At 71.6% G+C, this 24,907-nt stretch carries 23 protein-coding genes and 5 tRNA genes; 20 read left to right on the forward strand and 8 right to left on the reverse strand.

The features are described from left to right. The first annotated feature begins 189 nt into the window (after positions 1-189). From ABTX60_RS11495 to ABTX60_RS11520, 6 genes are all read left to right on the forward strand, one after another. Positions 190-921: an HAD family hydrolase gene (locus ABTX60_RS11495; protein ID WP_352096872.1), complete on the forward strand. Its 732-nt coding sequence runs from the start codon at positions 190-192 to the stop codon at positions 919-921. An 89-nt stretch (positions 922-1,010) separates the two neighbouring features. Continuing rightward, positions 1,011-1,082, forward strand: a tRNA-Gln gene (locus ABTX60_RS11500). A 21-nt stretch (positions 1,083-1,103) separates the two neighbouring features. Beyond that, positions 1,104-1,176, forward strand: a tRNA-Glu gene (locus tag ABTX60_RS11505). Between the two features lie 47 nt (positions 1,177-1,223). Continuing rightward, a tRNA-Glu gene (locus tag ABTX60_RS11510) sits at positions 1,224-1,296 on the forward strand. Between the two features lie 20 nt (positions 1,297-1,316). Next, positions 1,317-1,388, forward strand: a tRNA-Gln gene (locus ABTX60_RS11515). Positions 1,389-1,416: 28 nt separating this feature from the next. After that, a tRNA-Glu gene (locus ABTX60_RS11520) sits at positions 1,417-1,489 on the forward strand. A 189-nt stretch (positions 1,490-1,678) separates the two neighbouring features. On the opposite strand, the gene ndgR is transcribed toward ABTX60_RS11520, so the two are convergent. Then, a complete protein-coding gene (gene ndgR, locus ABTX60_RS11525; RefSeq protein WP_003993203.1) occupies positions 1,679-2,395 on the reverse strand; it encodes an IclR family transcriptional regulator NdgR in 717 nt (238 codons plus the stop codon). Between the two features lie 195 nt (positions 2,396-2,590). Here ndgR and leuC point away from each other — a divergent pair, with 195 nt between their 5' ends. From leuC to ABTX60_RS11545, 4 genes are all read left to right on the forward strand, one after another. Further along, positions 2,591-4,021: a 3-isopropylmalate dehydratase large subunit gene (gene leuC, locus ABTX60_RS11530; RefSeq protein WP_352096873.1), complete on the forward strand. Its 1,431-nt coding sequence runs from the start codon at positions 2,591-2,593 to the stop codon at positions 4,019-4,021. Between the two features lie 6 nt (positions 4,022-4,027). After that, positions 4,028-4,621, forward strand: coding sequence for a 3-isopropylmalate dehydratase small subunit (gene leuD / locus ABTX60_RS11535; protein WP_352096874.1), 594 nt, complete (start codon positions 4,028-4,030; stop codon positions 4,619-4,621). Positions 4,622-4,898: 277 nt separating this feature from the next. Beyond that, complete coding sequence (locus ABTX60_RS11540) at positions 4,899-5,129, forward strand: SCO5555 family protein (RefSeq protein ID WP_053668772.1); 231 nt, start codon at positions 4,899-4,901, stop codon at positions 5,127-5,129. 135 nt (positions 5,130-5,264) lie between these two features. After that, on the forward strand, positions 5,265-5,906 hold the full coding sequence (locus tag ABTX60_RS11545) for an HU family DNA-binding protein (RefSeq protein WP_352096875.1): 642 nt from the start codon (positions 5,265-5,267) through the stop codon (positions 5,904-5,906). A gap of 71 nt (positions 5,907-5,977) precedes the next feature. Here the strand turns inward: ABTX60_RS11545 and ABTX60_RS11550 are convergent, their stop codons facing one another. Together ABTX60_RS11550 and cofC are read right to left on the reverse strand one after the other, a co-directional pair. Continuing rightward, positions 5,978-6,181 carry a hypothetical protein gene (locus ABTX60_RS11550; protein WP_104781455.1) on the reverse strand — a complete coding sequence of 68 codons (204 nt, stop codon included), beginning with the start codon at positions 6,179-6,181 and terminating at the stop codon, positions 5,978-5,980. Positions 6,182-6,190: 9 nt separating this feature from the next. Next, positions 6,191-6,829, reverse strand: coding sequence for a 2-phospho-L-lactate guanylyltransferase (gene cofC / locus ABTX60_RS11555; protein ID WP_352096876.1), 639 nt, complete (start codon positions 6,827-6,829; stop codon positions 6,191-6,193). 160 nt (positions 6,830-6,989) lie between these two features. Here cofC and ABTX60_RS11560 point away from each other — a divergent pair, with 160 nt between their 5' ends. The 3 genes from ABTX60_RS11560 to ABTX60_RS11570 are packed head-to-tail and all read left to right on the forward strand — an operon-like array spanning position 6,990 to position 10,005. Next, on the forward strand, positions 6,990-7,781 hold the full coding sequence (locus ABTX60_RS11560) for a lysophospholipid acyltransferase family protein (protein ID WP_352096877.1): 792 nt from the start codon (positions 6,990-6,992) through the stop codon (positions 7,779-7,781). After that, complete coding sequence (locus tag ABTX60_RS11565) at positions 7,778-8,788, forward strand: NAD(P)H-dependent glycerol-3-phosphate dehydrogenase (RefSeq protein ID WP_352096878.1); 1,011 nt, start codon at positions 7,778-7,780, stop codon at positions 8,786-8,788. The genes ABTX60_RS11560 and ABTX60_RS11565 overlap by 4 nt, the downstream gene beginning before the upstream one ends. A 59-nt stretch (positions 8,789-8,847) precedes the next feature. After that, positions 8,848-10,005 (forward strand): D-alanine--D-alanine ligase family protein, encoded by a 1,158-nt coding sequence (locus ABTX60_RS11570; RefSeq protein WP_352096879.1) that lies wholly within the window; start codon positions 8,848-8,850, stop codon positions 10,003-10,005. Between the two features lie 80 nt (positions 10,006-10,085). Here ABTX60_RS11570 and ABTX60_RS11575 read toward each other — a convergent pair whose 3' ends face one another. Further along, on the reverse strand, positions 10,086-10,604 hold the full coding sequence (locus ABTX60_RS11575; protein ID WP_352096880.1) for a DUF3515 domain-containing protein: 519 nt from the start codon (positions 10,602-10,604) through the stop codon (positions 10,086-10,088). Positions 10,605-10,624: 20 nt separating this feature from the next. Further along, entirely contained in the window at positions 10,625-10,858 is a 234-nt protein-coding gene (locus tag ABTX60_RS11580) for an Lrp/AsnC family transcriptional regulator (RefSeq protein ID WP_344459002.1), read from the reverse strand. A gap of 206 nt (positions 10,859-11,064) precedes the next feature. Here ABTX60_RS11580 and ABTX60_RS11585 point away from each other — a divergent pair, with 206 nt between their 5' ends. After that, positions 11,065-12,030: a thiamine-phosphate kinase gene (locus ABTX60_RS11585; RefSeq protein WP_104781449.1), complete on the forward strand. Its 966-nt coding sequence runs from the start codon at positions 11,065-11,067 to the stop codon at positions 12,028-12,030. Next, positions 12,027-12,824, forward strand: coding sequence for a bifunctional hydroxymethylpyrimidine kinase/phosphomethylpyrimidine kinase (gene thiD / locus ABTX60_RS11590; protein WP_352096881.1), 798 nt, complete (start codon positions 12,027-12,029; stop codon positions 12,822-12,824). The genes ABTX60_RS11585 and thiD overlap by 4 nt, the downstream gene beginning before the upstream one ends. A 138-nt stretch (positions 12,825-12,962) precedes the next feature. Here thiD and rpmB read toward each other — a convergent pair whose 3' ends face one another. Further along, on the reverse strand, positions 12,963-13,148 hold the full coding sequence (gene rpmB / locus ABTX60_RS11595) for a 50S ribosomal protein L28 (protein ID WP_004924906.1): 186 nt from the start codon (positions 13,146-13,148) through the stop codon (positions 12,963-12,965). A 268-nt stretch (positions 13,149-13,416) separates the two neighbouring features. Between rpmB and ABTX60_RS11600 the strand changes: the two genes are divergently transcribed. Further along, positions 13,417-15,156 carry a DAK2 domain-containing protein gene (locus ABTX60_RS11600; protein WP_352096882.1) on the forward strand — a complete coding sequence of 580 codons (1,740 nt, stop codon included), beginning with the start codon at positions 13,417-13,419 and terminating at the stop codon, positions 15,154-15,156. Between the two features lie 54 nt (positions 15,157-15,210). Here ABTX60_RS11600 and ABTX60_RS11605 read toward each other — a convergent pair whose 3' ends face one another. After that, positions 15,211-18,165, reverse strand: a complete 2,955-nt coding sequence (locus ABTX60_RS11605; RefSeq protein WP_352096883.1) for a tetratricopeptide repeat protein — start codon at positions 18,163-18,165, stop codon at positions 15,211-15,213. After that, entirely contained in the window at positions 18,162-20,000 is a 1,839-nt protein-coding gene (locus ABTX60_RS11610; RefSeq protein WP_352097032.1) for an HSP90 family protein, read from the reverse strand. Before ABTX60_RS11610 ends, ABTX60_RS11605 begins: the two co-directional genes overlap by 4 nt. A 187-nt stretch (positions 20,001-20,187) precedes the next feature. On the opposite strand from ABTX60_RS11610, the gene recG reads away from it, so the two are divergent. From recG to ABTX60_RS11630, 4 genes are all read left to right on the forward strand, one after another. Next, positions 20,188-22,407 carry an ATP-dependent DNA helicase RecG gene (recG, locus tag ABTX60_RS11615; RefSeq protein WP_352096884.1) on the forward strand — a complete coding sequence of 740 codons (2,220 nt, stop codon included), beginning with the start codon at positions 20,188-20,190 and terminating at the stop codon, positions 22,405-22,407. Positions 22,408-22,493: 86 nt separating this feature from the next. After that, positions 22,494-23,081 carry a 16S rRNA (guanine(966)-N(2))-methyltransferase RsmD gene (gene rsmD / locus ABTX60_RS11620; RefSeq protein ID WP_352096885.1) on the forward strand — a complete coding sequence of 196 codons (588 nt, stop codon included), beginning with the start codon at positions 22,494-22,496 and terminating at the stop codon, positions 23,079-23,081. Between the two features lie 26 nt (positions 23,082-23,107). Then, positions 23,108-23,587, forward strand: coding sequence for a pantetheine-phosphate adenylyltransferase (gene coaD, locus ABTX60_RS11625; protein ID WP_104781443.1), 480 nt, complete (start codon positions 23,108-23,110; stop codon positions 23,585-23,587). 121 nt (positions 23,588-23,708) lie between these two features. Next, positions 23,709-24,836 (forward strand): cell division initiation protein, encoded by a 1,128-nt coding sequence (locus ABTX60_RS11630; protein ID WP_352096886.1) that lies wholly within the window; start codon positions 23,709-23,711, stop codon positions 24,834-24,836. The last annotated feature ends 71 nt before the right edge of the window (positions 24,837-24,907 follow it).

Below are 24,907 nucleotides of genomic sequence, written 5' to 3' on the forward strand. Positions count from 1 at the left end.
ACACGGCGAGGGCGGCGTCCGGTCCCGGGCGCCGCCCTCGCCGTGTCCGCCCGCCCGTCGCCCGGAGGCCGGCCAACTCCCGGCCTTCGTCACGGAGAACCGCGTGAGCGACGACGGAGGGCCGGACCCCACCCTCACCGGCACCACGAGCCTGGGCTGAGCCCGCTGCGCGATGGGTACGGTCGGAGCATGAGCATCCAAGCCGTGGTCTGGGACGTCGACGACACCCTCTTCGACTACACCACCGCCGACCGCCTCGGCATGCGCGCCCACCTCACGGCTGAGGGCCTGCTCGCCGGCTACGACAGCGTCGAGCAGGCCATCGACCACTGGCGGGAGATCACCCACCTGCAGTGGGCCCGCTTCTCGGCCGGCGAGGCCACCTTCGAGGAGCAGCGGCGCGATCGCGTACGGGTGTTCCTGGACAGGGACCTCACCGACGCCGAGGCCGACGCGTGGTTCCAGCGGTACGTCACCCACTACGAGGCGGTCTGGGCCCTCTTCCCGGACGTCCTGCCCGTCCTCGACGCCCTTTCCGCGAGCCACCGGCACGCCGTGCTCTCCAACTCCAGCCTCCACGTCCAGGACCGCAAGCTGCGCGCCCTCGGCGTCCACGACCGCTTCGAGACCATCCTGTGCGCGGCCGAGCTCGGCGTCTCCAAGCCCGAGGCCGGAGCGTTCCTCGCGGCCTGCGACTTCCTTGGACTGCCGCCGCACCAGGTCGCCTACGTCGGCGATCACCCGGAGATCGACGGACGGGGCGCCGCCGACGCGGGACTGCTGTCGGTGTGGATCGACCGCGGCGGCCTGTACGCCACGATCGACCCGCCCGTCGGGCCGCACCGCATCGCGTCCCTGGGCGAACTGCCGTCTCTGCTCGGCCCGGATAGTCGTTTTGGAGCCCCGTCCACCTTCAGGTAATGTTCTTCCTGCGCCGCAGGGAGCGGGCCGAAAGGCCGGAACCCCAGGCGCACAGCTAGAACACGAACCCTCCGGGGCTTGCGTTCCAGTGGCCTATGGTGTAATTGGCAGCACGACTGATTCTGGTTCAGTTAGTCTTGGTTCGAGTCCAGGTAGGCCAGCTCGCAGAGCTCATCTGCATCGCCCCCGTTGTGTAGCGGCCTAGCACGCTGCCCTCTCAAGGCAGTAGCGCCGGTTCGAATCCGGTCGGGGGTACTGGTTCCGAAGATCGGCACATCGACGATCGTCTCGGGACTGCTAGGGCCCCCGTTGTGTAGCGGCCTAGCACGCCGCCCTCTCAAGGCGGTAGCGCCGGTTCGAATCCGGTCGGGGGTACTGACTGGTCTAAACCACATTGGTCTATGGTGTAATTGGCAGCACGACTGATTCTGGTTCAGTTAGTCTTGGTTCGAGTCCAGGTAGACCAGCTCGGACCTGCGGAAACGCAGGTTCCACGCCCCCGTTGTGTAGCGGCCTAGCACGCCGCCCTCTCAAGGCGGTAGCGCCGGTTCGAATCCGGTCGGGGGTACATCGGCGAAAGGCCCTTCACTTCGGTGGGGGGCCTTTCGCGTACGTAGCTTCTCGGGGGCGCGGGGGAGCTGCGCGATCAACCGCTATGTGCCGGCGCTCGACAGCGAAACCGCAAGTCTTACGGCGAGGAGTCGGGGAAAGCCTGCCGCGGCGTTGAGGCGAGCCTCCCCGAAACTCCCTGTGTCGATCAGCCGGTGCGCCGCAACGCCTCGGAGAGACGCCCCGCCGCATCGATCACAGCCTGCGCGTGCATCCGACCCGGGTGACGGGTGAGACGCTCGATCGGCCCGGACACCGACACGGCGGCCACCACCCGGTTCGACGGCCCCCGCACCGGCGCGGACACGGACGCGACGCCCGGCTCCCGCTCGCCGATCGACTGGGCCCAGCCCCGCCGCCGCACACCCGACAGGGCCGTCGCCGTGAAGCGCGCCCCCTGCAGGCCGCGGTGCAGCCTTTCCGGCTCCTCCCAGGCCATCAGGATCTGCGCCGAGGAGCCGGCCTTCATCGTGAGCGTGGAACCGACCGGGACCGTGTCCCGAAGGCCGGACAGGCGCTCCGCCGCGGCGACGCAGATGCGCATGTCGCCCTGGCGGCGGTAGAGCTGCGCGCTCTCGCCCGTGATGTCCCGAAGGTGCGTGAGCACCGGTCCCGCGGTGGCGAGGAGACGGTCCTCACCCGCGGCCGCGGCAAGCTCTGCCAGGCGGGGGCCGAGAATGAAACGACCCTGCATGTCGCGCGCCACCATGCGGTGGTGTTCCAGGGCCACGGCCAGGCGGTGGGCCGTGGGTCGTGCCAGTCCGGTGGCGCCGACCAATCCCGCGAGGGTGGCCGGGCCGGACTCCAGAGCGCTCAGGACGAGGGCCGCCTTGTCCAGAACGCCGACGCCGCTACTGTTGTCCATGAAACGATACTCGCGTCTCACTCTGTGAAACGCAAGTTCAATTTTCCGTGGAACGCGCCACCCTGGAATCACGAAGTCACAACGGCCCGTGACGTAAGGGCCTGGCGGTGTGTGCCCGGAATCAGGGGTACGGGCACTGCCTCCTCAAGATCTCTAGTTGGGTCGGCGGACCGTCGCCGACCGGAGGGAACAGCGATGGGTAGGACACTCGCGGAGAAAGTCTGGGACGACCATGTCGTCCGTCGCGCGGAGGGTGAGCCCGACCTTCTCTTCATCGATCTGCACCTGCTGCACGAGGTGACCAGTCCGCAGGCCTTCGACGGTCTGCGCAAGAGCGGCCGCACGGTGCGGCGTCTGGACCTCACCATCGCCACCGAGGACCACAACACCCCGACCCTGGACATCGACAAGCCGATCGCGGACCCGGTCTCGCGGGTGCAGCTGGAGACGCTGCGCAAGAACGCCGCCGACTTCGGCGTGCGCCTGCACCCGCTGGGCGACGTCGAGCAGGGTGTCGTACACGTCGTGGGCCCGCAGCTGGGTCTGACCCAGCCGGGCACCACCGTGGTGTGCGGTGACTCGCACACCTCCACGCACGGTGCCTTCGGCGCGCTGGCGTTCGGCATCGGCACCTCCCAGGTGGAGCACGTGCTGGCCACCCAGACGCTGCCGATGTCCCGCCCGAAGACCATGGCGATCACGGTCAACGGCGAGCTGCCCGAGGGTGTCACCGCCAAGGACCTGATCCTGGCGATCATCGCGAAGATCGGCACCGGCGGCGGCCAGGGCTACGTCCTGGAGTACCGCGGTGAGGCCATCGAGAAGCTCTCGATGGAAGCCCGCATGACCATCTGCAACATGTCGATCGAGGCCGGCGCCCGCGCGGGCATGATCGCCCCGGACGAGACCACCTTCGCCTACCTCGAGGGCCGTCCGCACGCCCCCGAGGGCGAGGACTGGGACGCGGCCGTCGCGTACTGGAAGACGCTCAGGACCGACGAGGACGCCGAGTTCGACGCCGAGGTGGTCATCGAGGCCGCCGAACTGTCGCCGTTCGTCACCTGGGGCACCAACCCCGGGCAGGGCGCACCGCTTTCGGCGTCCGTCCCCGATCCTGCTTCGTACGAAGACGCATCGGAGCGCTACGCCGCCGAAAAGGCCCTGGAGTACATGGGGTTGGAGGCCGGGCAGCCGCTGCGTTCCATCAACGTGGACACCGTCTTCGTAGGCTCCTGCACCAACGGCCGCATCGAGGACCTGCGTGCCGCCGCCGAGCTGCTGAAGGGCCGCAAAGTCGCCGACGGCGTACGGATGCTGGTCGTCCCGGGCTCCGCGCGGGTGGGTCTGCAGGCCGTCTCCGAGGGCCTGGACGTGGTGTTCAAGGAGGCCGGCGCCGAATGGCGGCACGCGGGCTGCTCGATGTGCCTGGGCATGAACCCCGACCAGCTGGCCCCCGGTGAGCGCTCCGCGTCCACCTCCAACCGCAACTTCGAGGGCCGGCAGGGCAAGGGCGGACGCACCCACCTGGTCTCGCCGCAGGTCGCGGCCGCCACCGCCGTCCTCGGTCACCTGGCCTCCCCGGCCGACCTGTCCGACGCCGCAACCCGTACGCCCGCTGGAGTCTGATCAGTCATGGAAGCCTTCACCACCCACACCGGCCGGGCCGTCCCGCTGCGCCGCTCCAACGTCGACACCGACCAGATCATCCCCGCCCACTGGCTCAAGAAGGTCACGCGCGACGGGTTCGAGGACGGGCTGTTCGAGGCCTGGCGCAAGGACGCGTCGTTCGTGCTCAACCAGCCCGAGCGCAAGGGCGCGACCGTCCTGGTCGCCGGCCCCGACTTCGGCACCGGCTCCTCGCGTGAGCACGCCGTCTGGGCACTGCAGAACTACGGCTTCAAGGCCGTGATCTCCTCCCGCTTCGCCGACATCTTCCGCGGCAACTCACTCAAGAACGGCCTGCTCACGGTCGTTCTGGAGCAGCAGACCGTGGACGCGCTGTGGGAGCTCACCGACAAGGACCCGCAGGCCGAGATCACCGTCGACCTCCAGGCCCGCGAGGTGCGTGCCGAGGGCATCACCGCCGCCTTCGAGCTGGACGAGAACTCCCGCTGGCGGCTGCTGAACGGCCTCGACGACATCTCGATCACCCTGCAGAGCGAGGCGGACATCGCCGCCTACGAGGCCAAGCGCCCCGCCTTCAAGCCGCGCACCCTCCCGGTCTGACCCCGGGCACGGCCCGCCGCCTGAGAACAAGGCGACTTTCGGCCACAGCAACATCCCCTCTGTACCCCCGATCAGCCCGATCGGGGGTACAGCCGTGTCTGCACCCGAACGGCCCTGCCCACCCGCTGTTCGGCTGCCAACTTCCCACGTTAAGCCCGTGGTTGCTGGGGTAGGCGAGGGGTACAGCCGTGACTTCCACGTGTGCCGGGAAGGCCGTTTGAGGCGGCAGTTGTCCCCTGCGCAGGCGACAACTCGCCCCAGATGGCACAATCTGTGCATGGAACACGACGGCCAACTCGAGCTCTATGCGGCAGTCGCGGACCAACTCAAGGAAGCGCACACAAGGGTGCGCGCACTGCAAGTCCCGGAGGGCGTACGGATGGCGCTGACCCGGAAGCTGCTGGTCATTACGGCCGCGGCCAAGCACGATCTCGCCGACGCGGCAAGGCGGCTTGAGCGGTTCAATACGGACCTCGACGAGGGACGTCTCCCCGTCGAGGAACGCTGAACCTCTCGGCACCGTCGAGTTCGCTGCGGCACAAGGGTGATAAGCCCGTTTCGTGTTTGATTTGCGGTATATATCTGCCTAACGTGCGAAAAGCTTGAACACTTTCGTTCTGGCGATGTCTCCGAAGGGGAAGACGTGAACAAGGCGCAGCTCGTAGAAGCGATTGCCGACAAGATGGGCGGCCGCCAGCAGGCCGCCGACGCTGTCGACCATGTACTGGACGCCATCGTCCGAGCGGTCGTCTCGGGTGAGCGGGTCTCGGTCACCGGCTTCGGTTCGTTCGAGAAGGTCGACCGCCCGGCCCGGTACGCCCGTAACCCCCAGACGGGCGAGAGGGTTCGGGTCAAGAAGACCTCCGTTCCGCGCTTCCGCGCCGGTCAGGGCTTCAAGGACCTGGTCAGCGGCTCGAAGAAGCTGCCGCGTGGCGGCGAGGTCTCCGTGAAGAAGGCGCCGAAGGGCAGCCTGACCGGCGGTGCCGGCGCGACGGTCAAGAAGGCCGCCGCGAAGAAGGCCACCACCAAGTCGGCCGCCGCGAAGAAGACCACCGCCAAGAAGACGACGGCGAAGAAGGCCACGACGAAGACCGCGGCCGCGAAGAAGACCACCGCGAAGAAGGCGCCCGCCAAGAAGACCACGGCGGCGTCCAAGACCACCGCCGCGAAGAAGACCACCGCGAAGAAGGCCCCGGCGAAGAAGGCCACGGCCAAGAAGGCGCCCGCCAAGAAGTCGACGGCGCGCAAGACCACGGCCAAGAAGACCACCGCCCGCAAGAAGTAAGGGCGACGGGGTACTCACGCGCCGGGCCGGACTCCGCACGGAGTCCGGCCCGCGGCGTGTTCGGCATGTGGTCAGAGGGTCTGCAGGGTCACCAGAGTGATCCGGAGCGCGTCCCTCGCCCCTTCCACCTCGATGCGTACCCGCTGGCCGGGGCGCAGCAGTCTGAGGCCACCCGCGTCGAACGCGGCCGCGTCGAAGGGCACCGGGGTGCCGTCGTCCAGGAGTACCTGCCCGCTGCGGCTTTCGGGGTCGTACGTGTACGCGGTCGCCTGCATGGCCGCAGCCTACTGCCCGGGAATCAGCAACCGCGCGGCGGCCGCGGCCGTATGAGGGCCGACCCCCAGGGCCAGAGCGCTGCGCAGGTCGTCGCCGGTGTCCACGTCCTGGCGTACCGAATCGACCGCGGTCAGGGGCAGTTCCACGGCCCCCGATGCGCGGTGCCGGGCGCGGGAGTCCGTGCCGAAAGCCGGGCGCAATTCCCGGCCCGGGGCGGCTGCCAGCAGGGTCGTTCCGATTGCGGCCGCGTCCGGGAGAAATGCGCGCGGGAATTCGGCGGCGGCATCGAGTACCCGGGACAATTCCGCCGGGCGCAGGGCCGGAAGGTCGGCGTTCAGCGCGGCCACCGCCCGGGCCGGGCGGACGGAGCGTACGGCCCGCGTCGCGTGTGCGAGGGCGGCGTTGAGACCGCCGCCCGGCTCGTCGGGGATGATCGCGGCGCCCAGCGCGGCCAGCTCACGGCCCGCCCGGGCGTCGTCCGTGACGACTGCCACATCTCCCACCCCCGGGCAGGCCAGCGCGGCAGCCACCGTGTCCTGGGCGAAGGCCAGCGCCAGGTCCGGCCGCAGCCCGTCGTCCGCGGTGTCCGCAAGCCTGCTCTTGGCCTGGGCCAGGGGCTTCAGGGGTACGACCAGGGTCCACTGCACGGGTGTTCCGTCCTCCTCTTGTCGCGGTCATTGTCACCCGGGGGCATCGGGCGGGCGGCATGCCGGGGCGTACGGTGTTCTCGACAGACCGGCGGCCTGGGGCGACACTTGTGCGGCCCCCCGTGGCCCCGGCTTTCAGGCCCTAGAGGAAGGTGTCCGCGTGCCCCGCCGCAGAATCGGCTTCTGGTACCGCTTCGCCGCGGTGATCTGCAAACCGCCGCTGGTGGTTCTGCTCAGGCGGGACTGGCGTGGAATGGAGCACATTCCGGCCGAGGGTGGATTTATCACCGCGGTGAACCATAATTCGCACGTCGATCCCTTCGCTTACGCGCACTTTCAGTACAACACCGGGCGCGTCCCGCGATTCCTCGCGAAGAGCGGGCTTTTCAAGAAGGGATTCGTCGGGGCCGCGATGCGGGGCACCGGGCAGATCCCCGTCTACCGCGAGAGCACGGACACGCTGAGCGCCTTCCGGGCCGCGATCGACGCCGTGGACCGCGGGGAATGCGTGGCCTTCTACCCGGAGGGCACCCTCACGCGCGACCCCGACGGCTGGCCCATGACCGCCAAGACCGGGGCCGCGCGCGTCGCCCTGCAGACCAAGTGCCCGGTGATCCCCGTCGCCCAGTGGGGCTGCAACGAGTTGCTGCCGCCGTACGCGAGGAAGCCGAATCTGCTGCCCCGCAAGACGCACCACGTGCTCGCCGGGCCGCCCGTGGACCTCGCGCGGTTCTACGACCGGGAGATGACCGCGGAGCTGCTGAAGGAGGCCACGGAGGTCATCATGGCCGCCGTCACCGTCCAGCTGGAGCTGATCCGCGGCGAGAAGGCACCCGAGACGCCGTACGACCCGCGCCTGGAGCGGATCGAGCAGCGACGCCGCACACAGGCACAGACACAGACGCACCAGGAGGCCGGGCAGACCGTGCAGGAAGAGGGGCTGGGCAAGTGAGCAAGCCGGTCAAGGCGGCGGTCCTGAGCGCCGGTTCGTGGGGTACGGCCTTCGGCATGGTGCTCGCCGACGCGGGGTGCGAGGTCACCCTGTGGGCGCGCCGCCCGGAGGTCGCTGAGGCGATCAACTCCACGCGGACCAATCCCGACTACTTCCCGGGCGTCGAGCTCCCGGAGAACGTCCGGGCCACCACGGACCCCGCGGAAGCCGCCGCGGAGGCTGACTTCACGGTGCTGTCGGTCCCCTCGCAGACCCTGCGCGGCAACCTCGCCGAGTGGAGCCCGCTGCTGGCCCCCGACACGGTCCTGGTGTCGCTGATGAAGGGCGTCGAACTCGGCTCCGCGATGCGGATGAGCGAGGTCATCGACGACGTCGCCAAGGTCGGCCCGGAGCGGATCGCCGTGGTCACCGGGCCCAACCTGGCGCGGGAGATCGCCGCGCGGATGCCGGCCGCGGCCGTGGTGGCCTGCACCGACGAGGCCGTCGCCCAGCGGCTCCAGGCCGCCTGCCACACGCCGTACTTCCGCCCGTACACCAATACCGACGTGGTGGGCTGCGAGCTGGGCGGAGCCGTGAAGAACGTCATCGGTCTCGCCGTCGGCATCGCGGACGGCATGGGTCTCGGCGACAACGCCAAGGGCTCGCTCATCACCCGCGGCCTCGCCGAGACCACCCGGCTCGGCATGGCCCTGGGCGCCGACCCGCTGACCTTCTCCGGACTCGCGGGTCTGGGGGACCTGGTGGCGACCTGTTCCTCGCCGCTGTCGCGCAACCACACCTTCGGCACCAACCTCGGCAAGGGCATGACCCTGCAGGAGACCATCGCGGTCACCAAGCAGACCGCGGAGGGCGTCAAGTCCTGCGAGTCGGTGCTCGACCTGGCCCGCCGGCACGGCGTCGACATGCCCATCACGGAGACGGTCGTCGGCATCGTGCACGAGGGCAAGCCCCCGGTGGTGGCCCTCAAGGAGCTGATGTCGCGCAGCGCGAAGCCCGAACGACGCTGAGCGACGCGAGGCCGGCGGCGCTTACTAGCGGCACTACCAACGGGTACTCTCAACGCGATATGAGCACCGAGAACCTCCCCCAGAGCCCCGAGCAGCCGCCTCGCAAGCCGCGTGTGGCCGTCGTGTTCGGCGGGCGCAGCTCCGAACACGGGATCTCCGTGGTCACCGCCGGCGCCGTCCTCAAGGCCATCGACCGGACGAAGTACGACGTCCTGCCGATCGGCATCACCCAGGAAGGGCGTTGGGCGCTCACGGCGGACGAACCGGAGCGGATGGCGATCGTCGACCGGCGCCCGCCGAGCGTCGACGCCCTCGCCGAGTCCGCCGAGGGCGGAGTGGTCCTCCCGGTCGACCCCGCCGACCGCGAAGTCGTCTACAGCGAGCCGGGATCGGTCCCCAAGGCCCTCGGCGAGGTCGACGTGGTCTTCCCGGTGCTGCACGGCCCGTACGGCGAGGACGGCACCCTCCAGGGCCTCCTGGAGCTCTCCGGCGTCCCGTACGTGGGTTCGGGTGTGCTCGCCTCGGCCGTGGGCCAGGACAAGGAGTACATGAAGCGGGTGTTCACCTCGTTCGGGCTGAAGGTGGGCCCGTACGTGGTGATCCGGCCGCGCGAGTGGGAGCAGGACCAGGCGGCCGCCCGCAAGAAGATCGTCGACTTCGCCGGCGAGCACGGCTGGCCGCTGTTCGTGAAGCCCTCGCGGGCCGGTTCGTCGATCGGCATCACCAAGGTCGGCGACCTCTCCGGACTCGACGAGGCGGTCGCCGAGGCCCAGCGGCACGACCCCAAGATCCTCGTGGAGGCCGCGCTGCGCGGCCGCGAGATCGAGTGCGGCGTCCTGGAGTTCGAGGACGGCCCCCGGGCCTCCCTCCCCGCGGAGATCCCCCCGCCCGAGGCGCAGGCGTACTACGACTTCGAGGCCAAGTACATCGACTCCACTCCGGGTCTCGTCCCCGCGCCCCTCACGCCCGAGGAGACGGCCGAGGTCCAGCGCCTGGCGGTCGAGGCGTTCGAGGCGGCGTCCTGCGAGGGCCTGGTCCGCGCGGACTTCTTCCTCACCGAGGACGGCGAGTTCGTGATCAACGAGATCAACACGATGCCCGGCTTCACGCCCATCTCGATGTATCCGCAGATGTGGCAGGCGAGCGGAGTGAGCTACCCGGAGCTGATCGACCGGCTGGTGCAGGCGGCGCTGCGGCGCTCGACGGGCCTGCGCTGAATCGACCCGCGAGGGGCGCGGGGAACCGTGCGTTCAGCCATGAACGGACCGCGGTCAGGACGAGGGCACCGGCCCGGCGCTCAGGAGGCGATCCCCTTGGGGATCGCCTTCTTCACTGCCGCGGCAAGATCGATCAGCACACCCGAGGTGTCCGCGCCCTGGGGCGCCCGGACCTCGACGTACGCCTCCCGGTTGGCGGTGGTGAACACGTACCCCCCGCCGTCCTGTTCCTCCATCAGCCAGTCGACCCCGTTCACGCCCCCGGCGACGGCATCCGGATCCCGTCCCTCGGCGACCTTCGGGTCGACCATCTTCGGCGGCTGCGGCACACCGCAGCGCAGTATGATCGCCGGGCTGCCCCAGCCCGCCGTCAGCGCCGACGCGGGCTCGGGATCCGCACGGCGCTCACCGTCCACCTTCGCGGGCAGTACCTTGTCCAGGTTCCGGCACAGTCCCACGACCTTCGCGTCCGGACTGGGAACCGCCGCCGACGCGCTGTCGTCTGCTGAGGAGCAGCCCGCAGCAGTGATCAACAGCGCGACAGCGGGCAGGCGGAACACGCGGAAGATACAGCGGTGCCGGTGACGGAAAGAGTTCACCGGCACAGGGTAGACGGGGGCTACAGATGGACGACCGGGCAGGTCAGGGTGCGGGTGATGCCGTCCACCTGCTGAACCTTGGCGACCACCATGCGGCCGAGGTCGTCGACGGTGTCGGCCTGGGCCCGCACGATCACGTCGTACGGTCCCGTCACGTCCTCGGCCTGGATGATCCCAGGGATCTTGCCGATCGTCTCGGCGACGACCGAGGCCTTCCCGACCTCGGTCTGGATCAGGATGTACGCCTGTACCACGGAACCTCCAGGGCGGCCACGAGGATCATGTGGGGAAAAGGAACGCCACGGTATCGCGTCGCCGCTCGCCGCGGGGAGACCTGCGGGGGCCGGGTTGTGCGCGCCGGGGTGCAGGTCCGGCAGAACGTGACGGTCACTTCGACCGTAGCGAGGACCGAGATGCCTCGCGACCGGGCACGGACAGGGACAGAAGGGGAGCAAGGGCAATGAAGGGCACTGTTGGTGAGCTCGGTGAGTTCGGGCTCATCAGGGAGCTCACCTCCCGTCTGACCACGACCCCGGCGGTCCGGGTCGGCCCCGGCGACGACGCCGCCGTGGTGGCCGCGCCCGACCGCAGGGTCGTGGCGAGCACGGACATCCTGGTGGAGGGCCGGCACTTCCGGCGCGACTGGTCGACGGCCTACGACGTGGGCCGCAAGGCGGCCGCGCAGAACCTCGCCGACATCGCCGCCATGGGCGCCGTACCGACCGCGCTGCTGCTCGGCCTGGTCGTCCCGGCCGAGCTGCCGGTGACGTGGCCGAGCGAGCTGATGGACGGCCTGCGCGACGAGTGCCAGGTGGCGGGCGCCGCCGTGGTCGGCGGGGACGTCGTACGCGGCGACTCGATCATGGTGTCGATCACCGCGCTGGGCGATCTGCGCAACCAGGAGCCGGTGACGCGGGCGGGCGCCCGGCCCGGCGACCGCGTCGCGGTGACCGGCTGGCTGGGCTGGTCGGCCGCCGGGTACGCGGTGCTGTCGCGGGGGTTCCGCTCACCGCGTGCGTTCGTGGAGGCGCACCGGCGGCCCGAGCCGCCGTACCACGCGGGTCCGGCGGCCGCCGGGCTCGGGGCGACCGCGATGTGCGACGTGAGCGACGGGCTGATCGCCGACCTCGGGCACATCGCCGAGGCGAGCAAGGTGCGGATCGACATCCGCTCCGGGGCGATCGACATCCCGTCCCAGATGAACGACATCGGGCAGGCCGTCGGGGTCGACCCCATGCAGTGGGTGCTGACCGGGGGAGAGGACCACGCGATCGTGGCGACGTTCCCGCCGGACGTGAAGCTGCCCGCCCGCTGGAAGGTCATCGGCGAGGTCCTCAACCCCTCGGCGCTGCCCCAGGTGACGGTCGACGGGGCGCCGTGGACCAGCAAGGGCGGCTGGGACCACTTCGCGGACATAGAGTCATGATCCCGAACGTCCTGACGGTCGCGGGCTCCGACTCCGGCGGCGGCGCGGGCATCCAGGCCGACCTCAAGACGATGCTCGCGCTCGGCGTGCACGGCATGAGCGTCGTGACGGCGGTGACCGCGCAGAACTCCCTCGGCGTGCAGGGGGCTTGGGAACTGCCCGTGGAGGCCGTGCGGGCCCAGTACCGCAGCGTCGTCGACGACATCGGCGTCCAGGCGGTCAAGACGGGCATGCTGGCCTCGGCGGAACTGGTCGAGGCGGTCGCCGACTTGATCGCCGGGACGGACGCCCCGGCGGTCGTCGACCCGGTGGGCGTCTCCAAGCACGGCGACGCCCTGCTCGCCGCCTCCGCGCTGGACTCCGTCCGTACGAAGCTGCTGCCGGTGGCGACGGTCGCCACTCCCAACCTCGACGAGGTGGCCCAGATCGCGGGCGTACGGGTCGAGGCGGAGCGCGACCTGCGCACAGCCGCCGAGGCCGTGCTGGCGTACGGGCCGCGCTGGGTGCTGATCAAGGGCGGCCATCTGTCCGGGGACGCCGTCGACCTGCTCACCGACGGCTCCGAGGAGCACTGGCTGCGGGCGCCGCGACATGACAACCGCCACACGCACGGCACCGGCTGCACCCTCGCCTCCGCGGTCGCCTCCCAGCTCGCCAAGGGGCAGTCCGTCCCGGAGGCGGTGGCCGCGGCGAAGGAGTACGTCACGGGGGCCGTGGCGGCCGGATTCGCGCTCGGCGGAGGGATCGGACCGGTGGATCACGGCTGGCGCTTCCGGGCGGGCACCGAACGCTGAGACGCTGACGATCAGGCGAGGTGAAGATCCTGATCGTCAGCGTCGGCATGGCGAAGATCAGGCACCGCAAAGAGCCGGCCCACCAGAGGTGGACCGGCTCTCGCAGCGAACCAGCAGTGGTTGCGCGCTAGCTGAGCGTCAGCGCGAGACCTTGCCGGCCTTGATGCACGAGGTGCAAGCGTTCACGCGCTTCGGCGTCCCGCCCACCACGGTACGCACACGCTGGATGTTCGGGTTCCAGCGGCGGGGCGTACGGCGGTGCGAGTGCGAGATGTTGTTGCCGAAGCCCGGCCCCTTGCCGCAGACGTCGCAGTTGGCAGCCACGGGTCACTCCAAAGACTTCAGATGCACTTACGGTTGATCCCGGCAGGCCGGGATCGAGACTCTCGGGCTGTGAACAGCCGGTCGAAATCTGAGTGGCGTTGCCAGGGGGAAGGCCCGATCAGATCGGGCAACCGGAGCAGCATACAACGGCTGCACCCGTAGAGCGAAACTACCATGGCAGCTCAGGGGCCCGGTCCCCTCCCACTTCCGGTGAACACCGCCCCGGGGTCTACGCTGCCTGCCACGTCCGGCAGCTCAGGGAGGCGTAGTGGCGCAGGTGCCGCAGACATTCTTCGATGCTCTCGCGGTGCGCACCTGGTGCGGTCTCGCGCTGGAGACACTGGGGCGGTCGCGTGAGGAGATCGACGCGATCAACGTCTACCCGGTGGCGGACGGCGACACCGGCACCAACCTCTATCTGACCGTGGAGTCCGCGGTCGCGGCCGTCGAGGCGGTGTTCGCGGGGCACGCTGCGGGGCCCGAAGCCACGGGAGGTCCGCGCGCCGCGCGCTCGGGTGCCACGGGGTCCGGGGGGCCGACGCTCGCCGACGCGGCCCGGGCGATGGCGCACGGCGCCCTCATCGGCGCCCGCGGGAACTCCGGGACGATCCTCGCCCAGCTGCTGCGCGGCATGGCCCAGGTGCTCGCCGACGGCGACATCGCCCACGCCGACGGACGGAGCCTCGGGCTCGCCCTGCGCCGCGCCGCCGACTCCGCCCGCCAGGCCGTCGCCCATCCCGTCGAGGGCACCGTCCTCACCGTCGCCTCGGCCGCCGCCGACGCGGCCGGCGGTGCGGAGGGCGACTGCGGGACCGTGGCCCGGGCGGCCTACGACGGAGCCCGCACCGCCCTCGCCGAGACCCCGGGCCGGCTGCCCGTCCTGGAGCGCGCCGGGGTGGTCGACGCCGGCGGACGGGGGCTGGTCGCGGTGCTCGGGGCGCTCGTGGAGACGTTCACGGGGGAGAAGGCGCGGAGCCCTCGACGGGATCCCCACGCGCGCGTGCCACCCGTCGAGGACCCCGCTCCCGGCGACGGCGTCCTGGGCGAGTGCGCGGAAGGCGCCGCCGTCGCGCCGGGCGAGGAGGGGCCCGCCTTCGAGGTGATCTACCTCCTGGAGGCCGAGGACGCGGCCGTGGAGCGGCTGCGGGAGCGGCTCGACGCCCTCGGGGACTCCCTGGTGGTGGTCGGCGGCGACGGGCTGTGGAACGTCCATGTTCATGTCGACGACGCCGGCGCGGCCGTCGAGGCCGGCATCGAGGCCGGGCGGCCCCACCGCATCCGCATCACTCACTTCGGTGCCGGCGACGTGCACACCACCGGCGCCGAGCGGCCGCCTCGGGAGCGCGCCGAGCGGGCGGTCGTGGCCGTCGTGCCCGGCGAGGGCCTGGCCGGGCTGTACACCGAGGCCGGGGCGACGACCGTGCTCGCCCGCCCCGGGGAGCCGCCCGCGAGCGGCGAGCTCGTCCAGGCCGTACGGCGGGCCCACGCGCGCGAGGTCGTGCTGCTGCCCAACGACGCCGACCTGCGCCACACCGCCGCCGCGGCCGCCGAGCAGGTTCGCGCCGACGGCATCCGGGTGGCCCTGATCCCGACCCGCTCGGCGGTCCAGGGCATCGCGGCGCTGGCCGTCCACGAACCGGACCGTCGCTTCGACGAGGACGTCGTGTCCATGACCTCGGCGGCCGGGGCCACCCGTTACGCCGAGGTCACCGTCGCCGAACGGCAGTCCTGGACGATGGCCGGCATCTGCCAGGCCGGCGACGTCCTGGGCCTGATCGACGGGGACGTGGCCGTGATCGGCTCGGACGTCGCGGTGACCGCGGAGACCGTCCTGGACCGCATGCTCTCGGCCGGGGGCGAGATGGTCACCCTGGTCCTCGGCGACGACGTCCCCGACACCGTCGCCGAGCGTCTGGAGAGCCGGGTCCGCGAGCGGTACCTCGCCGTCGACACGGTCCTGTACCGGGGCGGACGGCAGGGGGCCCTGCTCCTCATCGGGGTGGAGTGAGCGGCCCGGTGCGGATCGGCGGGGAGTGACGGCGGCTCGCAGTGCTGCGGGCGATCAGTCCCCCGACGCGACGCGGAGCATGTGCTCCGCCTCCGCCCGCCGGGCCCCCACCGTCGAGCGGCCCTCGCCGTCACCCTCGGTCGCCGCGTCGGTACCGGCGTCGTCGTGGCCTTCGTAGCCTTCGTAGGCCGCCAGCACCGTGCGCGCCCGTGCCCTCGCGGCGGCCGGGCGGTCCAGCTCGATCTCCAGCCAGCCCGCGCCGAGTTCGGCGCCGGTGCGGCTGTGCAGGGCGCCCTCCCCGAGTGAGGCGAACACCTCGGCGGCCCGCTGCAGCCGGGACAGGGCCTCCTCGAACACGGCCCGCACGGCGGGGCCTTCGGCGCCCTCGGAGACGGATCGGGTCAGCAGGTCGGCGAACTGGCGGTGAGTGTGGCCGAGTTCGGCGACCATCCGTTGCCGGGACTCCTCGTCGGACGCCTCTTCCCGTGCCGCTTCGCCCGCTTCGATCGCGTCCGCCATCAGGGCACGTGCCTCGGCCGGCCCGCCCTCGGTCTCCAACGCCAGCCAGGCTCGGGCGCGCAGGGAGCGGATCAGGCCGGGGGTGTCGCCGAGAGCGCGCCACAGGTCGCCCGCGCGGGCGTAGGCCCGGTCCGCCTCGACGGGCAGTCCGGCCTGCCCGAGGGACTCCCCGGCCAGGTGGGCGAGGGTCGCGTGGTCGTGCTGCTCGGGCCAGTGCCGGGCGGTCTCGGCGGCCTGCAGACGGCGTTCGGCGGCCGCGCGGTGCTCGCCGAGCTCGCTCAGGCAGTCGCCGAGCCACCACTGCGTCTGCACGACCGCCCCGTCGCCGTGCGTCTCGGCGGTCAGGTCGGGCAGCGCCGACTCCAGCACCTCCGCCGCCTCGGCCCACCGTCCCTGCCGCAGCAGGAACCCGCCGAGCTGCTGTCGCGCCCAGGCCCCCAGCGTCGCCGACTCACCCGCCTCGTCGGCCCAGTGCGCGGCCTCCAGGGCATGCCGGGCGGCCTCCACGGCATCACCACGGCCGGCGACGACCTCGGCGAGCTGGAGGTACAGCTGGGCCCGGCCCGGCGCTTCCAGGTGCGCTCCGCCGTGCTCCAGGGCCGCCCGCAGCGCCCGCTCGGTCTTCGCCGCGTCACCGAGGTGGTGGGCGAGGGTGGCCAGACGGGCCTCGTACTCCACGGCGTACCACGGCAGTCCCGCCGCGACGAACGCCGCCGCGCCCCGCGCGAACAGCTCCGCGGCCCTCTCCAGGTCCCCGGCGAGCCCCGCCAGCTCCCCGAGCATCGCCTGCGCCTCGGCGACCCGCGCGGCCAGCCGTACGTCCTCGCCGGTCCGGCCGGCGACGAGCGCGAGGACCTCACGGACGGCCGCCTCGGCCTCGGCGAGAGCGGCCCGGTCGCCCTCGCCCTCGTGCGCCCGGCGGGTCAGGATCCGGGCCCGGCTCATCACGACGGACGCGGTCTGCCGCATCCCCGTGCCCTCCGCGGCGTACAGCGCGATGATCTCGTCGTACAGGCCGGTCACCGCCGCGACGGCGCCGTCCACGTCGCCCGCGAGCGCGCGGACGTACGCCCCACGCGCGCGTGCCGCGAGGGCCTCGCCCGGGTCGCCCGCCTCGGCGTAGAGGTCTGCGGCCCGTTCGAAGAGCCCGGTGCCCCCGGGGCCGAGGGACATCGCCTCGTGGTCGGCCATCTCGGCACGGTCGCGCGGGTCCAGCTCGGTGTCTGCGGCAGCCTCGGCGGCCGCCGCCCACGCCTCCACCGCGTTCGGCCGCAGGGTGTCCGACAGCCGCCGGGCCTCGGCCAGCAGGGCGGGCAGATCAGGCTGCCCGGTGGCGTGGACGGGAGCCGCCGGAGGAACGGGCGGGGCAGCCGGGCGCACCGACCGCACGCCCAGCGGCAGCCGCTCCGCGAGCGGTTGCCGCGCCATACGCGCGCGTGCCCGCTCGCTCACGTGCGCCGTGCCGTTGCGCTCGTCGAAGCGGGCCGCCAGGGCCAGGGCCTCCCCGCGCGCGTGCGCGGCGAGTTCGCGGGCGGTCCACTCCCGCCCGGCCGGACCCGGCACCTGCCGCTCGCCCAGCCCGAGCCCGGTCAGCCGGTCCATGAGCAGGGCCACCACGCTCATGAACTCCAGCCTGCTCTGCGGATGCCCGTCGTCGGTGAAGTACGCCGGCCGCTCCGCGAGCAGCTCCAGACCCCGGGCCTCGTTGCCGGTCAGCGCGCAGAACTCCACGTGCTCCGCGTACGCACCGCGCATGCTCTCCATCGCCCGGACGAGCCGGAAGCCCCGCAGGTGGTTGGCCCGGGCCTCGTCGAGGCGGCCCAGCCGCAGCAGCGGCACCAGGGAGGACGCGAGGGCCGTGTGCGGCTCGTGGGCGCAGGCGTACTCGCCCTCCAGCACCGGCCCCCACAGCCGAAGCGCCTCGGCGTCCCGCCCCAGCTCCGCCTGCCACCAGCCCTGCCCGTGCAACTCGCAGGCGTGGCAGTCCGCCATGGTGTCCCGGTCGGCGGCCAGCCACGCGGCGTACGCCCGCTCGGCCCGCGCCACGTCCCCGACGTGCGCGGCCACACTGTGCTCGGCGCTGCGCACGGCCCGTTCGGAGTGCCCGGCGAGCCGGTAGCGGTGCTCCATCTCGCCGAGCCACTTCTCGATCGACGCGAGCGGGATGTGGGGCTGGTCCAGCATGCCGGCCGAGACCCACTTGAAGACCCAGTGCAGCGAGTGGGTCTCGTACTCGTCGAAGTCCTCGGGCCGTTCGTCCCACATCCGCAGCAGCCGGGCGAAGGGGACGAACATCTTCCCCTTCTCGGAGCTGTAGTTGTAGACCTTCAGCTGGTGGCCGAGGGCCTCGATCACGGCGAGCGGGACGCCCAGCTTCTCGGCCGCCGTCAGCAGCTCCTCCGCGCGGGCGTTGCGGGCCGGCCCCTCCGGCTGCCCGGAGTTCTCCGCCATCGCCTCACGCAGGGCGTCGAAGTCCGCGATCTCCGTCATGCCTGACCGTCCTCGCTGTGCGTGGCCCACTCCAGGAGGCCGATGAACGCGCGGTTGAGCAGCGCCGAGTCGGCCGGCCTCAGCGGCCGCTGCGCCATCAGCAGCGCCTGCCCGTACAGCGACTCGGTGGCGGTGCCGATCAACTCCGGGTCGGGGAGCGCGCTGATCCGCCGCACGAGCGGGTTGAGGTGGTTGAGCACCAGCCGCGCGCGGGGGGCGCTGCCGCGCAAGGAGCCGAGGATGCCCGCCCACAGGTCGTCGGCCTGCGCCTCGGCGTCCGCCCGGGCCTGCTCGTGCCGGGCGTCCCGGTCGTCGAGGTGCAGCGCGGGCACGGAGAGCGGGTGGAAAGCCCGCAGGACGACGTCACAGCCGAGCGGGTCGAGCCGGGCCCGGGCCGCCGCCAGGAAGCCGGACAGGGCCGGCTCCTCGGCCGGGTCGACCGCGTCCAGGTGCGCGGTGACCGTCTCCGCGTCCAGCTCGGCGACCACGGTGCCCGGCCGCACCGTCGGCAGCGCCTGCACCAGCTCGCCGTCGTACGTGTAGCCGCCGTTGACCACGCCGATGCCCTGCGCGGACGCGATCGGCGCGACCTGCCGGTACTCCTCGACGGTCCGCGTGAAGTGCACCACCGGATGCCGCTGTGCGAACTCCTCCAGGGACAGCCGCCCGTCGGTCGTCTCGAACGGCAGCCACGGGAGCATCGTGCGCAGCATCTCCCGGTCGTGCCGGGCCAGCGACTTCACGCCCAGGTGGTGCACCGACAGGAACGCGGCCAGCCGGTCCGGATCACCGGCCGCCAGCCCGGTCAGCCAGGCACGGATCCGCTCGCCCAGCGCCTCCCGCACGCCGGCCAGCGTCTCGTCCTCGTACAGCGACTCGCGTGACGCCGTGGGCCGCAGGCTGTCCGTGTCGAGGACGCAGCGCACGAAGAACGCCCAGTCGGGCAGCAGCTGTTCGGCCCGCTCGGTGAGCAGCATGCCCTTGAGGTGCACCCGGTGACCCGCGCGCTGGGCCGGGTTCACCGCCGACGGCAGCACGTACGCCACCCCGCGGATGCCTGCCAGCGGCACGGACAGGTCGATCGTGTCCAGCGGGGCGAAGCCGAACAGGTCGTGACAGTGCCGGGCGAGAGCCACGCGACGGGCGGCCGGGCCCGGGTACGGACGGTCCCAGGGCGCCGGGAGGTCGGTGACCGCCTCGCCGCCCACCCGGACGTCGTACGGCAGCAGCGACCCGAAGTCCCGGGCCAGCGCCTCGACCCGTTCGGGCGCGAGCCACTCCGCGGCCCCGGCCCTGGCCACCAGGTGCACGGTCGTGCCCGGTTCGGGCATCTCGGCGTCCGGCAGCGTCCGCACGGTGTACGAACCGTCGTCGGACGCCGTCCACTCCACCGGCGGCGCCCCGGGCGTACGGGCGCTGCGGCTGACGACCCGGATCCGCTCGGCGACGACGAAACAGGCCAGCAGTCCGATGCCGAACTGCCCGAGGAAGTCGGACCGCGCCTCTTCCAGCCCCTCGGCCCGCTTGGAGCTGCGCCCGATGGTGGCCAACAGGCTGTGCACGTCCGCCTCGGTGAGCCCCACGCCGGTGTCCTCGACGCGCAGGGCACCGCCCTCGGCGTGCAGCCGGACCCGGGCAGGGGCGTCCGGCTCGTCCACCAGCCGGGCCGTGACGGCGTCCACGGCGTTCTGCAGCAGCTCGCGCAGATACACCTTGGGACTGGAGTAGAGGTGGTGGGAGAGCAGGTCCACCAGACCACGCAGGTCGACCTGGAACGAATGAGGTGACGGGGGCGAATGGGGTGCCGGGGAGGGCTGTGAGGTCTGGGAGTCCATCATCACGGCGCCGGTGGGGGACTCGCGACGGCGCGGGGTCGGGCGGTCCCGGTGGGGCGGTGACCGCGAAGAGGGCCGGGAGCGCGTCATCCTAAGGCTCTGGTGAGCCGCCTGACCAGGGGTTTCCGGGATCTTTACGACGGTCCGGCCGTGGGCCTGGAAGCCAATGTCAGTGGCGTGGTGTGCAATGGATCTCGTGCCCGCACTGGAAGAACCCCTGCGCCAGCCGCTGAAGTCGGTGCTCGGACCCGCCACCGCGAAGGTGATGGCCGAGCACCTCGGCCTGCTCACCGTCGGCGACCTCCTGCACCACTACCCGCGCAGATACGAGGAGCGCGGTCAGCTCACGCACCTCGCCGACCTCCCCATGGACGAGCACGTCACGGTGGTCGCGCAGGTCGCCGACGCTCGCCTGCACACGTTCGCCTCAGCCAAGGCCCCGCGCGGCAAGGGCCAGCGTCTGGAGGTCACGATCACGGACGGCAGCGGCCGGCTCCAACTGGTCTTCTTCGGCGCGGGCGTCCACAAGCCCCACAAGGAACTCCTGCCGGGCACCCGCGCGATGTTCGCCGGCAAGGTCTCCGTCTTCAACCGCCGTCTCCAACTAGCGCACCCGGCCTACGAGTTGCTGCGCGGCGACCCGGAGGAGTCCGTCGAGACCTGGGCGGGTGCCCTGATCCCGATCTACCCCGCCACCGCCAAGCTCGAGTCCTGGAAGATCGGCAAAGCGATCCAGACGGTCCTGCCCACCGCCCAGGAGGCCGTCGATCCGCTCCCGGACTCCCTGCGCGAGGGCCGCGGCCTGGTCCCGCTCCCCGAAGCCCTCCTCAAGATCCACCGCCCGCACACCAAGGCCGACATCGAGGACGCCCGCTCCCGCCTCAAGTGGGACGAGGCCTTCGTCCTCCAGGTCGCCCTGGCCCGTCGCCGGCACGCCGACGCCCAACTCCCCGCCGTCCCGCGCAAGCCGGCCCCCGACGGCCTCCTCACCGCCTTCGACGCCCGCCTCCCCTTCACCCTCACCGACGGCCAGCAGCGCGTCTCCCGGGAGATCTTCGACGACCTGGCCACGAGCCATCCGATGCACCGGCTGTTGCAGGGGGAGGTGGGTTCCGGGAAAACCATGGTCGCGTTGCGCGCCATGCTCGCCGTGGTCGACGCCGGTGGTCAGGCCGCCCTGCTCGCGCCCACCGAAGTGCTCGCTCAGCAGCACCACCGGTCCATCGTCGAGATGATGGGAGAGCTGGCCGAGGGCGGCATGCTGGGCGGGGCCGAGCAGGCCACCAAGGTCGTGCTGCTCACCGGTTCCATGGGGGCGGCCGCCCGGCGGCACGCCCTGCTCGACCTCACCACCGGCGAGGCCGGCGTCGTCATCGGCACGCACGCGCTGATCGAGGACAAGGTGCAGTTCCACGACCTGGGCCTGGTCGTGGTCGACGAACAGCACCGCTTCGGCGTCGAGCAGCGCGACGCCCTGCGCGGCAAGGGCAAGCAACCGCCGCATCTGCTGGTCATGACCGCCACGCCCATCCCGCGCACCGTCGCAATGACCGTCTTCGGCGACCTGGAGACCTCCGTCCTCGACCAGTTGCCGGCCGGCCGTTCGCCGATCGCCAGCCATGTGGTCCCGGCCGCCGACAAGCCCCACTTCCTGTCGCGCGCGTGGGAAAGGGTTCGTGAGGAGGTGGAGAACGGCCACCAGGCGTACGTGGTCTGCCCCCGCATCGGTGACGAGGAGGACGACCCCAAGAAGTCCGCGAAGAAGAAGTCCCCGGAGGACGAGGCGGAGAAGCGCCCGCCCCTCGCCGTCCTCGAGGTGGCCGACCAGCTCACCAAGGGCCCCCTGCAGGGGCTCAAGGTCGAGGTTCTGCACGGCAGGATGCACCCCGACGACAAGGACGCCGTCATGCGCCGCTTCGCCGCCGGGGAGACCCATGTCCTCGTCGCCACGACGGTCATCGAGGTCGGTGTCAACGTCCCCAACGCCACCGCCATGGTGATCATGGACGCCGACCGCTTCGGCGTCTCCCAGCTCCACCAGCTGCGCGGCCGAGTGGGCCGCGGCTCGGCCCCCGGCCTCTGCCTCCTGGTCACCGAGATGCCCGAGGCGAGCCCGGCCCGACAGCGCCTGGGCGCGGTGGCCGCCACCCTCGACGGCTTCGAACTGTCCCGCATCGACCTGGAACAACGCCGCGAGGGCGATGTCCTGGGCCAGGCCCAGTCGGGTGCCCGCACATCCTTGAAGGTCCTCGCCGTCATCGAGGACGAGGAGATCATCGCCGAGGCGAGGGAGGAGGCGGCGGCGGTGGTCGCGAACGACCCGGAGCTGACCCACCTCCCGGCCCTGCGCACGGCACTGGACGCCCTCTTGGACGAGGAGCGGGAGCAGTACCTGGAGAAGGGGTGAGGGGGACTGGCCGTCTTTCAGGGGCGCGGGGAACTGCGCGACCAGCCACACTGATACCGAAAGCCGCCCACGACCAAGGACCACAGATGACCCGCGTGATCGCCGGCACAGCCGGCGGACGTCGACTGGCCGTACCCCCCGGCAACGGCACCCGCCCCACCTCCGACCGCGCACGCGAGGGCCTCTTCTCCACCTGGCAGTCCCTCCTCGGCGGCCCCCTGGACGGCGAACGCGTCCTCGACCTCTACGCCGGCTCGGGCGCAGTGGGCCTGGAGGCCCTGTCCCGGGGCGCGAGCCACACCCTCCTCGTCGAGGCCGACGCCAAAGCCGTCCGCACGGTCCGCGAGAACGTGAAGAACCTCGGCCTCCCCGGCGCCGAGGTCAGATCCGGCAAAGCCGAACAGATCATCCGGACGTCACCCCCCGGCGCCCCGTACGACCTCGTCTTCCTCGACCCCCCGTACGCCGTCACGGACGACGATCTTCGGGAGATCCTCCTCACACTCCGCTCGGAGGGCTGGCTCGCCGGAGAAGCCCTCGTCACCGTGGAGCGCAGCACCAGAGGCGGTGAATTCCGGTGGCCCGAGGGTTTCGAACCCCTCCGGGCCCGTCGCTACGGCGAGGGAACGTTTTGGTACGGTCGCGCCGCCTCTACGTGCGAAGACGCACGATGACCGGACCGGAGAGCGAGGGATCACAAGTGCGCCGCGCCGTATGTCCCGGGTCGTTCGACCCGATCACCAACGGACACCTCGACATCATCTCCCGCGCCTCCAGGCTGTACGACGAGGTCTACGTCGCGGTGATGATCAACCAGGCCAAGAAGGGCCTCTTCGAGATCGAGGAGCGGATCGACCTGATCCGCCGGGTCACCGCCGAGTACGGCAACGTCCGCGTGGAAGCCTTCCACGGCCTGCTCGTCGACTTCTGCAAGCAGCGCGACATCCCCGCCATCGTCAAGGGCCTGCGCGCGGTCAGCGACTTCGACTACGAGCTGCAGATGGCCCAGATGAACAACGGCCTCTCGGGCGTGGAGACCCTCTTCATCCCCACCAACCCCACCTACAGCTTCCTGTCGTCCTCCCTGGTCAAGGAGGTCGCGACCTGGGGCGGCGACGTCTCCCACCTGGTGCCGGCCGAGGTCCTCCAGGAGCTCACCGAGCGCCTGAGGAAGGACTGAGCCGGTCCCCGGCGGCTCCACGGGGCCTGACTGCCCGTCACCCGGTGTCCCGGGGCGACCTCATGGCCGTACAGTCGTCCCGTCCGTCTCCAACGCATCTGTAGAGAGTGGCGAGCACACGGTGGACGTGCAGAAGAAGCTCGACGAGATCGTCTCCGCGGTCTCCGGCGCCCGGTCCATGCCCATGTCGGCCTCGTGCGTGGTCAACCGCGCCGACCTGCTCGCGATGCTGGACGAGGTACGCGCGGCGCTGCCCGACTCCCTCGCCCAGGCCCAGGAGCTGATCGGCGGCCGCGAGCAGATGGTCGAGCAGGCCCGCCATGAGGCCCAGCAGATCATCGAGAGCGCGCACGCCGAGCGCGGGTCGCTGATCTCGGGTACCGAGGTCGCCCGCCGCTCCCAGGCCGAGGCCGACCGGATCCTCGCCGAGGCCCGCCAGGAGGCCGAGGAGATCCGCGCCGAGGCCGACGAGTACGTCGACTCCAAGCTCGCCAACTTCGAGGTCGTCCTCACCAAGACCCTCGGCTCCGTCGGCCGCGGCCGCGAGAAGCTCCTGGGCACCGGCCCCGGCACCGACGAGCAGGGGTACGAGGACGAGGACGCCCCCGAGCGCAGCCACGACCCGGAGACCCAGCGCCGCAGCGCCGACGAGTACGTCGACGTCAAGCTCGGCGCCTTCGAGGCGGTCCTCGCCAAGACTCTGGAGGCCGTCGGCCGCGGTCGGCAGAAGCTGCACGGCCGGATCGCCACCGACGACCTCGGCTCCCTCGCCGACGACGCGAGCACCGTCCAGCACTCCAGCGACGCCGACTACCTCGCCGACCTGGCCGCCCTCGCCGAGCGGGAGACCTCGGCCGCACAGTCCGCCCAGCAGCAGGACTACGGACAGCCGCAGCCGGCGTACGCCCCGGCCGCCGGCTACACCCCGGCGGGAGGCGACCCCGCCCAGCAGCCCGATCCGTACGGCGGCTACCCGCAGCAGGCCTACGCCGCCCAGCAGGACCCCTACGGCTACCAGCACGCCGATCCCTATTCCGCCACCCCCGGCTACGCTCCGGCGGGAGGTGCCCCCTTCCAGGGCTACGACCCCCAGCAGGCCGCCTACGACCCGAACCAGGTCCAGCAGCAGCCGCAGCAGGGTCACCACACCCAGCAGGGTTACGCCCTCGACGAGACCAGTCTCTTCGACACCGGCATGATCAGCGCCGAGCAGCTGCGGGCTTACGAACAGGGCCGCGGCCAGGGCTGAGCCCCGGATTGGGCCGAGAGCGAATGGTCCAGTATCCTGGCTCTTCGGTCGCGCGTACGTCCGCGATCAAC

This window comes from Streptomyces sp. NPDC126510 (assembly GCF_040302345.1).
Classification (GTDB): Bacteria; Actinomycetota; Actinomycetes; order Streptomycetales; family Streptomycetaceae; genus Streptomyces.